10 protein-coding genes are annotated in these 15,576 nt (G+C 35.8%); 8 read left to right on the top strand and 2 right to left on the bottom strand.

The genetic code is table 11. From position 1 onward, the window contains the following. Positions 1-8: 8 nt before the first annotated feature. From rplK to KWG70_RS15480, 7 genes are all read left to right on the top strand, one after another. Positions 9-449 (top strand): 50S ribosomal protein L11, encoded by a 441-nt coding sequence (rplK, locus tag KWG70_RS15510; RefSeq protein WP_230936954.1) that lies wholly within the window; start codon positions 9-11, stop codon positions 447-449. A gap of 18 nt (positions 450-467) precedes the next feature. Beyond that, complete coding sequence (gene rplA / locus KWG70_RS15505) at positions 468-1,148, top strand: 50S ribosomal protein L1 (protein ID WP_394801642.1); 681 nt, start codon at positions 468-470, stop codon at positions 1,146-1,148. Positions 1,149-1,168: 20 nt separating this feature from the next. Beyond that, positions 1,169-1,690: a 50S ribosomal protein L10 gene (gene rplJ / locus KWG70_RS15500; RefSeq protein ID WP_230936952.1), complete on the top strand. Its 522-nt coding sequence runs from the start codon at positions 1,169-1,171 to the stop codon at positions 1,688-1,690. A gap of 59 nt (positions 1,691-1,749) precedes the next feature. Further along, positions 1,750-2,127, top strand: a complete 378-nt coding sequence (gene rplL, locus KWG70_RS15495) for a 50S ribosomal protein L7/L12 (protein WP_230936951.1) — start codon at positions 1,750-1,752, stop codon at positions 2,125-2,127. A gap of 125 nt (positions 2,128-2,252) precedes the next feature. Then, positions 2,253-6,065, top strand: a complete 3,813-nt coding sequence (gene rpoB / locus KWG70_RS15490) for a DNA-directed RNA polymerase subunit beta (RefSeq protein ID WP_230936950.1) — start codon at positions 2,253-2,255, stop codon at positions 6,063-6,065. Between the two features lie 62 nt (positions 6,066-6,127). Next, positions 6,128-10,429: a DNA-directed RNA polymerase subunit beta' gene (gene rpoC, locus KWG70_RS15485; RefSeq protein ID WP_230936949.1), complete on the top strand. Its 4,302-nt coding sequence runs from the start codon at positions 6,128-6,130 to the stop codon at positions 10,427-10,429. 185 nt (positions 10,430-10,614) lie between these two features. Then, positions 10,615-10,929: a DUF3467 domain-containing protein gene (locus KWG70_RS15480; RefSeq protein WP_230936948.1), complete on the top strand. Its 315-nt coding sequence runs from the start codon at positions 10,615-10,617 to the stop codon at positions 10,927-10,929. A 303-nt stretch (positions 10,930-11,232) separates the two neighbouring features. On the opposite strand, the gene KWG70_RS15475 is transcribed toward KWG70_RS15480, so the two are convergent. After that, positions 11,233-11,460 carry a (4Fe-4S)-binding protein gene (locus KWG70_RS15475; RefSeq protein WP_230936947.1) on the bottom strand — a complete coding sequence of 76 codons (228 nt, stop codon included), beginning with the start codon at positions 11,458-11,460 and terminating at the stop codon, positions 11,233-11,235. 145 nt (positions 11,461-11,605) lie between these two features. Beyond that, positions 11,606-13,195, bottom strand: a complete 1,590-nt coding sequence (locus tag KWG70_RS15470; RefSeq protein WP_230936946.1) for a peptide chain release factor 3 — start codon at positions 13,193-13,195, stop codon at positions 11,606-11,608. A gap of 430 nt (positions 13,196-13,625) precedes the next feature. Here KWG70_RS15470 and KWG70_RS15465 point away from each other — a divergent pair. Beyond that, positions 13,626-15,576 (top strand): beta strand repeat-containing protein (locus KWG70_RS15465; RefSeq protein ID WP_394801641.1); only part of this gene is annotated, 1,951 nt, incomplete at its 3' end.

Below are 15,576 nucleotides of genomic sequence, written 5' to 3'. Positions count from 1 at the left end.
TTTTTAAAATGGCAAAAGAATTAGGTAAAGTAGTTAAATTACAAGTTCGGGGAGGTGCTGCGAATCCGTCGCCACCGGTTGGACCCGCTTTAGGAGCTGCTGGAGTTAATATCATGGAATTTTGTAAGCAATTCAACGCCAGAACTCAGGATAAACCTGGTAAAGTTCTTCCAGTTGTAATATCTGTTTACAAAGACAAGTCTTTCGACTTTGTTATTAAAACTCCTCCAGCTGCGGTACAATTATTGGAAGCGGCCAAAGTAAAAAAAGGATCTGGTGAACCGAACAGAAAAAAAGTAGCAAAAGTAACTTGGGATCAAGTGAAAGCTATCGCAGAAGACAAAATGCAAGATTTAAATGCATTTAACATAAACTCTGCAATGAAGATGGTTGCAGGAACTGCAAGATCAATGGGTATCACTGTTAGAGGCGGAGAAGCTCCTAACTAAAAACGTTTTGAAATGGCAATGACAAAAAAACAAAAAGAAGCAAGAGCTAAAGTAGAGAAGAATAAATTATATTCTCTTGAAGAAGCTTCAGCATTATTAAAAGAAATTACGTATACAAAGTTTGATGCCTCTGTTGATTTAGCGGTGAGACTTGGAGTTGATCCTCGTAAAGCTAATCAAATGGTAAGAGGTGTTGTATCTCTTCCACACGGAACAGGTAAAGACATGAAGGTATTAGCATTAGTAACTCCAGATAAAGAAGAGGAAGCTAAAGCTGCAGGTGCTGATTACGTAGGATTAGATGAATACCTAGAAAAAATCAAAGGTGGTTGGACAGATGTTGACGTTATCGTTACTATGCCAGCTATTATGGGTAAACTAGGTCCATTAGGTAGAGTATTAGGTCCAAGAGGTTTAATGCCAAATCCAAAGACAGGAACAGTAACAATGGATGTTGCTAAAGCAGTATCTGAAGTTAAAGCTGGTAAGATCGATTTTAAAGTAGACAAGACAGGAATTGTACACGCTCCAATTGGAAAAGCATCATTTAGTGCTGATAAAATTAAGGACAATGCAATGGAATTGTTAACCACTTTAAACAAACTGAAACCAACTGCTGCAAAGGGTGTATACATGAAAAGTGTATTTATGTCTAGTACAATGAGCCCAAGTATTGCGATTGACGTTAAATTCGCATAAGTAGTTAAATCTTTAATATTATGACAAGAGAAGAAAAATCACAAGTAATTGAAGAGTTAACTGCACAGTTAGCAGATAATACAAATATCTATTTAACAGATATCTCTGGATTAAATGCAGGTAGCACTTCAGATTTACGTCGCGCTTGTTTCAAAGCAGATGTAAAATTAAATGTAGTAAAAAATACATTATTAACTAAAGCAATGGAAGCTTCTGAAAGAGATTTCGGAGATCTTCCAACAGTTTTAAAAGGTAATACCTCTGTAATGTATTCTGAAACTGGTAATGCTCCAGCTAAAGTAATCAAAGCCTTCCGTAAAAAATCTGAAAAGCCTTTGCTTAAAGGAGCTTTTATTGAAGAAGCAATTTACTTAGGAGACGATCAATTAGACATGTTAGTTGATATCAAGTCTAAAGAAGAGTTGATTGGAGAGATTGTTACATTGTTACAATCACCAGCAAAGAATGTTATTTCAGCACTTAAATCAGGTGGTGGAACATTAGCAGGTATCATCAAAACATTATCCGAAAAAGAAGGATAATCAAATAAGTACGCACTTAAACAAATTATATTTTATTAAAATTATTAAAAACGATAGAAATGGCAGATTTAAAAGATTTCGCAGAACAATTAGTTAATTTAACAGTAAAAGAAGTTAATGAATTAGCTACAATATTAAAAGACGAATATGGTATCGAACCAGCAGCAGCAGCAGTAGCAGTAGCAGCAGGTGGCGGAGCAGCAGGTGGAGACGCAGCTGAAGAAAAATCAGAATTCGACGTAATCCTTAAAGCAGCAGGTGGTTCTAAATTAGCTGTTGTAAAATTAGTTAAAGAATTAACTGGTTTAGGATTAAAAGAAGCTAAAGGTTTAGTAGACGAAGCACCAAGTGCTATCAAAGAAGGTGTTGCTAAAGACGAAGCTGAAGCTCTAAAATCTCAATTAGAGGAAGCTGGAGCAGAGGTTGAGCTTAAGTAAGCTTAACAAACCTACAAATTATGGTTTAGGTCTTCCGAAACGCTCGGAATGACCTAAACCCTTTTGTGTATAAAAAAGGTGCACAAATAAACTAGTTATTTTTTTAATCAAAATCTCGTTCATCGATGTTAGCAAATACAGCTGAAAGATTAAATTTCTCTTCCATAGTAAACAGAACTGAATACCCAGATTTCTTGGATATTCAAATCAAATCCTTCCAGGATTTTTTCCAGTTAGAGACAAAATCAGAAGAAAGAGGAAATGAAGGACTGTACAATACCTTCATGGAAAACTTTCCAATTACAGATACTCGTAATCAATTCGTACTAGAGTTCTTGGATTATTTTATCGATCCACCTAGATATACAATTGAAGAATGTATCGAAAGAGGACTTACATACAGTGTGCCATTAAAAGCACGTTTAAAACTGTATTGTACAGATCCAGAACATGAAGACTTTGAGACGATTGTTCAAGATGTATATTTAGGAACAATCCCTTACATGACTCCAAGTGGAACTTTCTGTATCAATGGTGCAGAACGTGTAGTTGTTTCTCAATTACACAGATCTCCTGGTGTATTCTTTAGTCAGTCATTTCACGCAAATGGTACTAAATTATATTCAGCAAGAGTTATTCCTTTTAAAGGATCTTGGATAGAATTCGCTACAGATATCAATCAGGTAATGTATGCTTACATTGACAGAAAGAAAAAGTTACCTGTTACTACGCTTTTTAGAGCTATCGGTTTTGAGCGTGATAAAGATATTCTTGAGATTTTTGATCTTGCCGAAGAGGTTAAAGTATCAAAATCTGGACTTAAAAAAGTAATCGATCGTAAACTTGCCGCTCGTGTTTTGAATACATGGCATGAAGATTTCGTTGATGAAGATACAGGAGAAGTTGTATCTATCGAACGTAACGAAATTGTTTTAGATCGTGATACAGTTATAGACAAAGATAATATTGAAGAAATCCTTGAAGCTGGTGTAAAAACTATTTTGTTACACAAAGAAACATCTCAACAAGGAGATTACGCAATTATTCACAATACATTACAAAAAGATCCAACAAACTCTGAAAAAGAAGCTGTAGAACATATCTACCGTCAATTACGTAATGCTGAGCCGCCAGATGAGGAAACAGCACGTGGTATCATTGACAAATTATTCTTCTCTGACCAACGTTACTCTTTAGGTGAAGTAGGTCGTTACAGAATGAACAAAAAATTAGGTTTGGATATTGGAATGGATAAGCAAGTGCTTACTAAAGAAGATATCATTACCATCATTAAATACTTAATTGAATTAATCAACTCTAAAGCAGAGATTGATGATATTGATCACTTATCTAACCGTCGTGTACGTACTGTAGGTGAGCAGTTATCTTCTCAATTTGGTGTTGGTTTGGCACGTATGGCTCGTACGATTCGTGAACGTATGAATGTTCGTGACAACGAAGTATTTACACCGATTGATTTAATTAATGCTAAGACCTTATCGTCTGTTATTAATTCATTCTTCGGAACAAACCAGTTATCTCAGTTTATGGATCAAACTAATCCATTAGCAGAGATTACACACAAACGTCGTTTATCAGCTTTAGGACCTGGAGGTTTATCTAGAGAAAGAGCAGGTTTCGAGGTTCGTGATGTTCACTATACACACTACGGAAGATTATGTCCAATTGAAACTCCTGAAGGACCAAACATTGGATTAATTTCATCTCTATCGGTATATGCTAAGGTAAACTCAATGGGATTCATTGAAACACCTTATAGAAAAGCAGATGGCGGTGTTGTAGATATCAAGAATGCGCCTACGTATTTAAGTGCAGAGGAAGAGGAAGACATGTTAATCGCTCAAGCGAATATCAGTGTTGATGATAATGGAAAAATTCTTGAAGATAAAATTATTGCACGTCAAGAAGGTGATTTCCCAGTGATAGATCCTGCTAACGTTCATTATACAGATGTTGCTCCTAACCAGATTGCATCTATTTCGGCATCGTTGATTCCGTTCTTAGAGCATGATGATGCCAACCGTGCATTGATGGGATCTAACATGATGCGTCAAGCTGTACCTTTATTACGCCCTCAAGCACCTATCGTAGGAACAGGTCTTGAGCGTCAAGTGGCTTCAGATTCTAGAGTATTAATTAATGCTGAAGGAAATGGAGTTGTAGAGTATGTTGATGCTAATGAAATTACAATTAAGTACGAACGTACCGATGAGGAAGCAATGGTAAGTTTTGATAGTGATACTAAAACGTATCCACTAGTGAAATTTAGAAAAACAAACCAAGGAACTTCTATTAACTTAAAGCCTATCGTTGAGAAAGGTGATAAAGTTAAAAAAGGACAGGTGCTTTGCCAAGGTTATGCTACCGAAAATGGAGAATTAGCATTAGGACGTAACATGAAAGTGGCCTTTATGCCATGGAAAGGTTATAACTTTGAGGATGCAATCGTAATCTCAGAAAAAGTTGTTCGTGACGATATATTTACATCTATTCATATTGATGAATATTCATTAGAAGTTAGAGATACCAAATTAGGTAACGAAGAATTGACTAACGATATTCCTAACGTTTCTGAAGAGGCAACAAAAGACCTTGATGAAAATGGTATGATTAGAATTGGTGCAGAGATTAAGCCAGGTGATATTCTTATTGGTAAGATTACTCCTAAAGGTGAATCTGATCCTACGCCAGAAGAAAAGTTATTACGCGCTATTTTTGGTGATAAAGCTGGTGATGTAAAAGATGCATCTTTAAAAGCATCTCCTTCATTACACGGTGTAGTTATTGAGAAGAAATTATTCTCAAGAGCCATCAAAGATAAACGCAAAAGAGCAAAAGATAAAGAAGATATTGAAGCATTAGAAAATATCTACTACAAGAAGTTTGATGATTTACAAGCTGTTTTAGTTGAAAAATTATTCGCTCTTGTAAATGGTAAAACCGCTCAAGGTATCTATAACGACTTAGGTGAAGAAATCATTCCTAAAGGAAAGAAATATACACTTAAGATGTTAAACGCTGTCGACGATTATACGCATTTAACTTCAGGAACTTGGACAACTGATGACCACTTAAACACCTTAGTTGCAGATTTAATCCACAACTATAAGATTAAGGAAAATGACCTTCAAGGATCATTACGTCGTGAGAAGTTTACCATTTCTGTAGGTGATGAATTACCAGCTGGTATTATCAAATTGGCTAAGGTTTATGTTGCTAAAAAACGTAAATTAAAAGTTGGAGATAAAATGGCAGGACGTCACGGTAACAAAGGTATTGTTGCTCGTATTGTTCGTCAAGAGGACATGCCATTCTTAGAGGATGGAACACCTGTTGATATCGTATTAAATCCGTTAGGTGTACCATCGCGTATGAACATCGGACAGATTTATGAAACTGTTTTAGGTTGGGCAGGACAAAAATTAGGACGTACATATGCAACGCCAATTTTTGATGGTGCAACTCTAGACCAGATTAATGGGTTTACAGATGAAGCTGGTGTGCCAAGATTTGGTCATACATACTTATATGATGGTGGAACAGGAGATCGTTTCGATCAACCAGCAACGGTAGGTGTGATTTATATGATTAAATTAGGTCACATGATTGACGACAAGATGCACGCACGTTCTATTGGACCTTACTCATTAATTACACAACAACCATTAGGTGGTAAAGCACAGTTTGGTGGTCAGCGTTTTGGTGAGATGGAGGTTTGGGCACTTGAAGCTTATGGAGCATCAAGTACTTTACGTGAAATCTTAACAGTAAAATCTGATGATGTTATCGGTAGAGCTAAAACTTACGAAGCTATCGTAAAAGGAGAGCCAATGCCAGAACCAGGACTACCTGAATCTTTCAACGTACTTATGCACGAATTGAAAGGATTAGGATTAGATATTAGATTAGAAGAATAATTTGAAAAATTTTGCTAGTGAGGGCAACTCTAGAGTTGCCCAAACGGTAACCACATAATATTATGGCAAGAAGACAAGATAAGAATACAGTACAGAGATTTAATAAAATCTCAATTGGTTTAGCATCTCCTGAGTCTGTTTTAGCAGCATCTCGTGGTGAGGTTTTAAAACCAGAAACTATTAATTATCGAACACATAAACCAGAAAGAGATGGTTTATTCTGTGAGCGTATTTTTGGTCCTGTTAAGGATTTTGAATGTGCTTGTGGTAAATACAAAAGAATACGTTACAAAGGTATTGTTTGTGACCGTTGTGGTGTTGAAGTAACAGAAAAGAAAGTACGTCGTGATCGCGTTGGACACATCAATCTTGTTGTGCCTGTCGCTCATATCTGGTACTTCCGTTCGTTACCAAATAAAATAGGTTACTTACTTGGTTTACCATCTAAGCGTTTAGATATGATTATCTACTACGAAAGATACGTGGTAATTCAACCTGGTGAGGCTAAAAATGCCGAAGGAGAACCTTTACAGAAAATGGATTTCCTTACTGAAGAAGAGTACCTTAATATCATGGAAGCTCTTCCACAAGAAAACAGACATCTAGATGATACAGATCCTAATAAGTTTATCGCCAAAATGGGAGCTGAATGTTTAATCGAGTTATTATCAAGAATCGACTTAAACGAATTATCATTTGAATTGCGTCATAAAGCAAACACTGAAACCTCTAAACAACGTAAAACAGAAGCATTAAAACGTTTACAAGTTGTCGAAGCGTTTAGAGATTCTAATGCCAATAGAGAGAATAAGCCAGAGTGGATGATCATGAAGGCTATTCCAATCATTCCACCAGAATTAAGACCTTTAGTGCCTTTAGATGGTGGGCGTTTTGCAACATCCGATTTAAATGACCTTTATCGTCGTGTTATTATCCGTAACAACCGTTTAAAGCGTTTAGTTGAAATCAAAGCTCCTGAAGTTATCTTGCGTAATGAGAAACGTATGTTACAAGAATCGGTAGATTCATTATTTGATAATACACGTAAAGCTTCTGCAGTTAAAACAGATTCTAACAGACCATTAAAATCGTTATCCGATTCATTGAAAGGTAAGCAAGGACGTTTCCGTCAGAACTTACTTGGTAAGCGTGTAGATTACTCAGCACGTTCGGTAATTGTTGTTGGACCAGAATTAAAATTATTCGAATGTGGATTGCCTAAAAATATGGCTGCAGAACTTTATAAGCCTTTTATTATCAGAAAGCTGATTGAAAGAGGTATTGTAAAGACTGTAAAATCTGCAAAGAAAATTATAGATAGAAAAGAGCCTGTAGTTTGGGATATCTTAGAGAATGTTCTTAAAGGACATCCAGTATTACTAAACCGTGCTCCTACATTACACAGACTTGGTATTCAAGCTTTCCAACCAAAATTAATTGAAGGAAAAGCAATTCAGTTACACCCATTAGTGTGTACTGCATTTAATGCCGATTTTGATGGTGACCAGATGGCTGTTCATTTACCATTAGGTCCTGAAGCGATTTTAGAAGCGCAACTATTAATGTTAGCGTCTCATAATATTTTGAACCCAGCTAATGGTTCTCCTGTAACTGTACCTTCTCAGGATATGGTACTTGGTCTTTACTATATGACTAAGCATCGTAAAACAGATAAGGATTATACGGTTAAAGGTGAAGGATTAACATTCTACTCTCCTGAGGAAGTAACTATTGCTTACAATGAGAAAAAAGTTGATCTTAATGCTGGTATTAAAGTTCGTACGAAAGATTTTAACGAAGAAGGTGAGTTAACAACTCAAATCATTGAAACAACTGTTGGTCGTGTACTTTTCAACGAAAAAGTACCTGAAGCAGCAGGATATATCAATGAAGTATTAACTAAGAAATCGTTAAGAGATATTATTCATGGTATCTTAAAAGTAACTAGTGTACCTGAAACGGCGGCTTTCTTAGATGAAATTAAAACATTAGGATATAAGTTCGCATTCCAAGGTGGTTTATCATTTAGTTTAGGGGATATCATTATTCCTGCAGAAAAACAAGGTATGATCGACAAAGCCAATGGCTTAGTTGATGGTATTATGGGTAACTATAACATGGGATTAATTACAAATAACGAGCGTTATAACCAAGTTATTGATATCTGGACATCTACCAATGCTGAATTAACAGAGTTATCTATGAAACGTATCCGTGAGGATCAACAAGGATTTAACTCAGTGTTTATGATGCTTGATTCTGGAGCTCGTGGATCTAAAGAACAGATTCGTCAGTTGACAGGTATGCGTGGATTGATGGCAAAGCCTAAAAAATCGAATGCAGGAGGAGGAGAAATTATTGAAAACCCGATTCTTTCTAACTTTAAGGAAGGTCTTTCAATTTTAGAATACTTTATCTCAACTCACGGTGCTCGTAAAGGTCTTGCCGATACGGCACTTAAGACTGCCGATGCTGGTTATTTAACACGTCGTTTAGTAGATGTGTCTCAAGATGTTATTATCTACACAGAAGATTGTGGAACATTAAGAGGTATTGAAGTTAATCCGTTGAAGAAGAATGAAGAAGTTATCGAAACTCTTGAGGCTAGAATTGTAGGTCGTACATCTTTAAATGATGTTTATGACCCACTTACTGAGGAGTTGCTAATTGAAGCTGGTGGTCACATTGATGATGCCATTGCAAAACGAATAGGAGCATCTGCTTTAGATTCAATCGAAGTGCGTTCAGCATTAACTTGTGAAGCTAAAAAAGGTATTTGTTCTAAGTGTTACGGTCGTAACCTTGCTACTGGTAAAATGGTACAAAGAGGTGAGGCTGTTGGTGTAGTTGCTGCACAATCAATTGGTGAGCCTGGTACACAGTTAACATTGCGTACATTCCACGTAGGTGGTATTGCAGGTAACATTTCAGAAGAAAATAAATTAACAGTGAAATTCGATGGAATTGCAGAAATCGAAGATTTAAAAACTGTTAAGAGTACTGATAATGATGGAAAAGAAGTAGATGTTGTTATCTCTCGTACATCTGAATTAAAATTAGTGGACGCCAAAACTGGTATCACATTAAGTACAAATAATATTCCTTACGGATCTTTCATCTATGTAAAACCAGGTGATAAAGTGAAGACTGGAGATACTATTTGTCAGTGGGATCCTTATAATGGTGTAATTATTTCAGAATTTGCTGGTAAAGTGAAGTATGAAAACATCGAACAGGGTGTGACATATCAAGTAGAAATTGATGAACAAACTGGTTTCCAAGAGAAAGTAATTTCTGAATCTAGAAACAAGAAATTAATTCCAACACTTCATATTGAAGATTCTAAAGGAGAAACAATACGTTCTTACAACTTACCAGTAGGAGCACACCTTATGATTGATGATGGAGAGAAAATTAAGGTTGGTAAAATCTTAGTTAAAATCCCTCGTAAATCTGCTAAAGCTGGTGATATTACAGGTGGTTTACCTCGTGTAACTGAGTTATTCGAAGCACGTAACCCGTCTAATCCTGCTGTAGTAAGTGAAATTGATGGTGTTGTATCTTTTGGAAAAATCAAAAGAGGTAACCGCGAGATTATTATTGAATCTAAGCTTGGTGAAATCAAGAAATATTTAGTAAAATTATCTAATCAGATTCTTGTACAAGAAAATGATTATGTAAAAGCTGGTATGCCTTTATCTGATGGTTCTATTACACCTAATGATATTTTAAATATTAAAGGACCTGCTGCTGTACAACAATACTTAGTGAATGAAGTTCAAGAAGTATACCGTTTGCAAGGTGTGAAGATTAATGATAAGCACTTTGAGGTTGTTGTTAGACAGATGATGCGTAAAGTAAAAATTATTGATTCTGGTGATACTATTTTCTTAGAGGATCAATTGGTTCATAAATCAGATTTCATTGAAGAAAATGACAAGATTTTCGGAATGAAAGTGGTTGAAGAAGCTGGAGATTCTGAGAATTTAAAAGCTGGTCAGATTTTAACATCAAGAGAGTTAAGAGATGAGAACTCAATACTACGTAGAGAAGATAAAGCATTAGTAACTGCACGTGATGCACAACCTGCTACTGCTACACCTATCTTACAAGGTATTACAAGAGCCTCATTACAAACCAAGTCATTTATATCTGCAGCATCGTTCCAGGAAACAACAAAAGTTCTTAACGAAGCAGCTGTAAATGCTAAAGTAGATGATCTTGAAGGATTGAAAGAAAATGTAATCGTTGGTCATAGAATTCCAGCTGGAACTGGTGTTAGAAAATTTGATAACATCATTGTAGGTTCTAAAGAAGAATTCAATGAAATGATGAAAGCAAAAGAAGAGATGAACTATAATTAATAGTTATCTAAATCCTGCAAAATCGAAGATTCGCGAATGCCTTATTTATTGTAGGGTTAGCATGAATGAGTAAGGCAGGAGTTTATAAAATAAAAGCCTTCACGCATTAATTTGTTTGAAGGCTTTTTTAATAGAATGTATAAATCATAAATTTTCCGTTCAACGGAAATACAAACAATTTTGTTATGGCAGAAGAAAATAAAAATAAAAAACCAGGAATAAACATCGAATTAGATGAAAAAATAGCAGAAGGGACTTATTCCAACCTAGCAATTATAAATCATTCGGTTTCAGAATTTGTAATCGATTTTGTAAGTATTATGCCAGGAACTCCTAAAAGCAAGGTGAAATCGAGAATTATCTTGACACCACAGCATGCAAAACGCTTGTTAAAGGCTCTGGGAGATAATGTAAATCGCTTCGAAAAGGCCCATGGAGAAATCAAAGATTACGAGCAACCTCCAATTCCTTTGAATTTTGGCCCAACAGGACAGGCTTAAACTTTTAAGGATAAGGTCCTGATAAAGGACGTTTTATAGGTGCTCGAAATGTCCCATGAGCAACCTCCAATTCCTTTGAATTTTGGTCCAACAGGTCAAGCATAACCTTAAAAAAGCCTTTGAAATTTTGTTTCAAAGGCTTTTTTATTGAAATAATGTAGGTAGTTAAGCATGGTTGTTTATTTCGGAATGCTTAGTATCCGAATAAGAGTTCATTAAGCTACTTTAGCAAGCTTTGTTCTTCGCAAATACCTATTTCTTAGAAAATTGTATAGCAACTTCAATAAGACAAAAATCATTGATTTAAGCCACTTCTTGGTTTAAATGAAACTGTAAAGCACCTGAAGGGCACTTCTTAACTTGCTTAATAATCTTTTTTGTAGATGCGCCATCTAAATCAATCCAAGGAATAACGGATTGGCGGAATACGTTCGAAAGTTCTTTGGCACAACGCTCAGCGTTAATGCACTTACACGGGTTGTACGTTACAGTAATATCGCTATTACTGAAAACATTGGGATTTGTTTTCATGAGTAGATCAATTTTGGGGTTTTAATCTATATTAAATTTAGATAACTAAAATGTTATCGTAACCTAATCATCGATTAAAAGTATAAAAACATCGTTAAAAAACAAATTTATTCTGAAATTTTAGATGAACGACACTTTTTTTAACTTAATTATACTCTGAAGTAAAATGAAAGATAATACTTGGGTATTTCTGCTGTGTCATCTGTAAAGAAAACGCTGAATCCGCTAAAAACACCAATTGTCCTTGCTTGTCTTTAGCCAAGAAACGCTGTTTTACTCTCAAAAACTCTTTATATTCTTCACTTTTAATATCATCTGCTTCTACCCAACAAGCTTTATGTACATTTAAATTTTCATATGTACATTTTGCCCCATATTCATGCTCTAATCTATATTGAATTACCTCATATTGCAGTGCACCAACGGTACCAATAACTTTTCTTCCATTAAGTTCTAGTGTAAACAACTGTGCGACTCCCTCATCCATAAGTTGATCTATACCCTTATAAAGTTGTTTGGACTTAAGAGGATCTGCATTATTGATGTATCTAAAGTGTTCTGGTGAAAAACTAGGTATTCCTTTATAATTTAAGACTTCACCTTCTGTTAAAGTGTCACCAATTTTGAAGTTACCTGTGTCTTGTAGGCCCACTATATCACCTGGATATGAGATATCAACGATTTCTTTCTTTTCAGCAAAAAAAGCATTAGGGCTAGAAAATTTCAATTTTTTATTGTGTCTCACATGAAGATAGGGTGTATTACGCTTAAATTCACCAGAAACAATTTTTATGAAGGCCAATCGGTTTCTGTGATTTGGATCCATATTAGCATGAATTTTAAATACAAATCCTGAAAACTTATCTTCATCAGGTAGTACCAATCGCTCTTCACTGTTTTTAGGTCTGGGTTTTGGTGCAATATTAACAAAACAATCGAGTAGCTCTCTAACTCCAAAATTATTTAAAGCCGAGCCAAAAAAGACAGGCTGTAATTGTCCACTTAGGTAGTCGTCTTTATTAAATTGAGGATAGATGCCGTCTACTAATTCTATTTCTTCTCTTAAAGTTTCTGCAGCTACATCGCCTACAAGCTTATCAAGTTCTGAAGATGCCAAGTCATTAACCTCAATCGTTTCTTCTATGTCTTTTCTACTATCTCCACTAAAAAGGTTGATATTTTTTTCCCAGATGTTATAGATTCCTTTAAAATCGTATCCCATTCCAATAGGAAAGCTGAGAGGAACAACCGTAAGGCCAAGCTTTTGCTCAATTTCATCTAATAGGTCAAAAGCATCCTTTCCTTCACGATCCATTTTGTTAATAAAAACGATCATTGGTATATTACGCATTCTACAAACTTCAACAAGCTTTTCTGTCTGTTCCTCAACACCTTTTGCGACATCAATAACTACAATAACACTATCAACTGCTGTGAGGGTTCTAAATGTATCTTCAGCAAAATCTTTGTGACCAGGTGTATCAAGAATATTAATTTTTATACCATTATATTCAAAGGCCAGAACTGAAGTGGCTACCGATATACCTCTTTGGCGTTCTATTTCCATAAAGTCACTAGTAGCACCTTTCTTGATCTTATTACTTTTTACAGCTCCTGCTTCCTGAATGGCGCCTCCAAATAGAAGTAATTTTTCAGTTAAAGTTGTTTTACCAGCATCTGGATGCGAAATGATTCCAAACGTACGTCGTCTATTGATTTCCTCTTTAAAAGTCATAGTCATTTTTAGTAGATGCAAATATAATTTTATTAAATTATTTAAGATTAAAAACCAGTGATATAATTATAATTTATCTATCGATAGTATACAGCATTCATACTAAAACAGTGGTTTTTTGTGCTTTGTAGATTGGTGATTGGTATTTCATCGATAATTTTTAAACCATGAACGAAAAGAAATTACTTGTTAAAATATTCTTAAGGAGAATCATTATTTTTGGACTCCATTGTCCCTCTAGATGGTTTTCCATAAATAATTATAGATTAATAGCACTATTTTGAACCTACAAAAAATAAGATATTCCTTCTTGCATACTTCTGTATGTGACTAGGTTTTTTTTGTTTAAAATTTTAAGGTGTTGTTATTACTCTAGTGTTTGGAATAATAAAATTTTATATAGATATAAATAATTTTACCTTAAGATAATATGAAAATCTTTACTCGATTCTCGTTTACAAACGTTTCATTGGTGTCCAGAGCTTTAATCTTTGCGGCCATTTTATTTTCTTGGAACGGTAATTCACAAAATATTCTAACAAATCCTGGTCTTGATCAAGCAGTAGCAGACTGTACAGGTATCGATGCCGATAGAGATGAAGCACCAGATGGTTGGATTAAAACCAATACACCCGATAGATCAACGGAAGGAGAGCGATCTTGGGATGGTACTTATTTCCCAAGAACAGCATCACCTAGTGGTGGTTGTTATTTTGGATTTAGAGCTTTAGGAGGTGGTGAAGAAGGTATTGGTCAAAATGTTACTCTAATTGGAGGCGAGACCTATAGTTTTTCTTTTGATTATTTAATTGAAACAAGACCAGGAAGTACGGCATGTACTCCTGAATTACAAATTAGACTTGATGGGGTTGTGTTTTTAACGTTTGCTGCACCTCCAACTGAAAATGTTTGGACTAGACCAACTGCAACCTTCGTGGCACCTTCCAGTGGTACATTTTTATTTGAATTTTTCTCCGGAGGAACCTGTGCAAGAACTTGGAATTTTGTTGATGCACTTAATTTATCCCTTGTATGTGAGGTAACAAACATTAGTGCATCAAACGAATCAGTTTGTAATGATAATGGAACACCTTTAAATACTAGTGATGATTTCTTTACTGCTGATGTCTCAGTGATTTTTGCTAACGCACCTACAACTGGAACTTTAGATTTAAGTGGAGACGGAACAGCATCTGTAGCTGTGGGTAGTTTAGATGATCCAACATTTCATACGTTTATTGGTGTGCAATTACCTGCAGATGGAGGCGCTATCGATTTAACAGCTGCCTTTTCTGATGATGCTGGATGTACATTGACCAATTCAAATGTAACTACTGCTCCAGTGTCTTGTAGCTTTACTATAACCGCTGAGAATGATGACTTTAGTGGAACACCAATTGATTCCGCAGCAGGTGGAACAACAGCAAGTGTTTTTGCAGATAATGGTAATGGTACAGATACAGCTAATGGAGTAGCTGCAACTGATGGTAACATCGCAGATAACATTAATATCACCAATGATGGAGGTTTAACAGGCGTAACAATCAATACCGATGGAACGATTAATGTACCAGCGGGAAGTACAGCAGGCACATATACAGTTACCTATGAGATTTGCTTAGATGTAGATCCAACGATTTGTGACACAGCCGATGTGACTATAGATGTAGATCCAAGTATTAGTGCAGAGAATGATGACTTTAGTGGAACACCAATTGATTCCGCAGCAGGTGGAACAACGGCAAGTGTTTTTGCAGATAATGGTAATGGTACAGATACAGCCGATGGAGTAGCTGCAACTGATGGTAACATCGCAGATAATATTAACATCACCAATGATGGAGGTTTAACAGGCGTAACAATCAATACCGATGGAACGATTAATGTACCAGCGGGAAGTACAGCAGGTACATATACAGTTACCTATGAGATTTGTTTAGATGTAGACCCAACGATTTGTGACACAGCCGATGTGACTATAGATGTAGATCCAAGTATCAACGCTGAGAATGATGACTTTAGTGGAACACCAATTGATTCCGCAGCAGGTGGAACAACGGCAAGTGTATTTGCAGATAACGGAAATGGTACAGATACAGCCGATGGAGTAGCTGCAACTGATGGTAACATCGCAGATAATATTAACATCACCAATGATGGAGGTTTAACAGGCGTAACAATCAATACCGATGGAACGATTAATGTACCAGCGGGAAGTACAGCAGGTACATATACAGTTACCTATGAGATTTGTTTAGATGTAGACCCAACGATTTGTGACACAGCCGATGTGACTATAGATGTAGATCCAAGTATCAACGCTGAGAATGATGACTTTAGTGGAACACCAATTGATTCCGCAGCAGGTGGAACAACGGCAA

It is taken from the genome of Psychroserpens luteolus, assembly GCF_021032705.1.
Lineage (GTDB): Bacteria > Bacteroidota > Bacteroidia > Flavobacteriales > Flavobacteriaceae > Psychroserpens > Psychroserpens luteolus.
Note: the sequence above shows the minus strand (reverse complement) of the source record. Positions and strands in the feature narration are given on the sequence as shown.

Bases quoted from the DNA above. Each gene is read 5' to 3' on its own strand.
- KWG70_RS15470 (WP_230936946.1), bottom strand. From the start codon at position 13,195: ATGACTTTTAAAGAGGAAATCAATAGACGACGTACGTTTGGAATCATT.
- rplL (WP_230936951.1), top strand. From the start codon at position 1,750: ATGGCAGATTTAAAAGATTTCGCAGAACAATTAGTTAATTTAACAGTA.
- rplK (WP_230936954.1), top strand. From the start codon at position 9: ATGGCAAAAGAATTAGGTAAAGTAGTTAAATTACAAGTTCGGGGAGGT.
- KWG70_RS15475 (WP_230936947.1), bottom strand. From the start codon at position 11,460: ATGAAAACAAATCCCAATGTTTTCAGTAATAGCGATATTACTGTAACG.
- rplA (WP_394801642.1), top strand. From the start codon at position 468: ATGACAAAAAAACAAAAAGAAGCAAGAGCTAAAGTAGAGAAGAATAAA.
- rpoC (WP_230936949.1), top strand. From the start codon at position 6,128: ATGGCAAGAAGACAAGATAAGAATACAGTACAGAGATTTAATAAAATC.
- rplJ (WP_230936952.1), top strand. From the start codon at position 1,169: ATGACAAGAGAAGAAAAATCACAAGTAATTGAAGAGTTAACTGCACAG.
- KWG70_RS15480 (WP_230936948.1), top strand. From the start codon at position 10,615: ATGGCAGAAGAAAATAAAAATAAAAAACCAGGAATAAACATCGAATTA.
- rpoB (WP_230936950.1), top strand. From the start codon at position 2,253: ATGTTAGCAAATACAGCTGAAAGATTAAATTTCTCTTCCATAGTAAAC.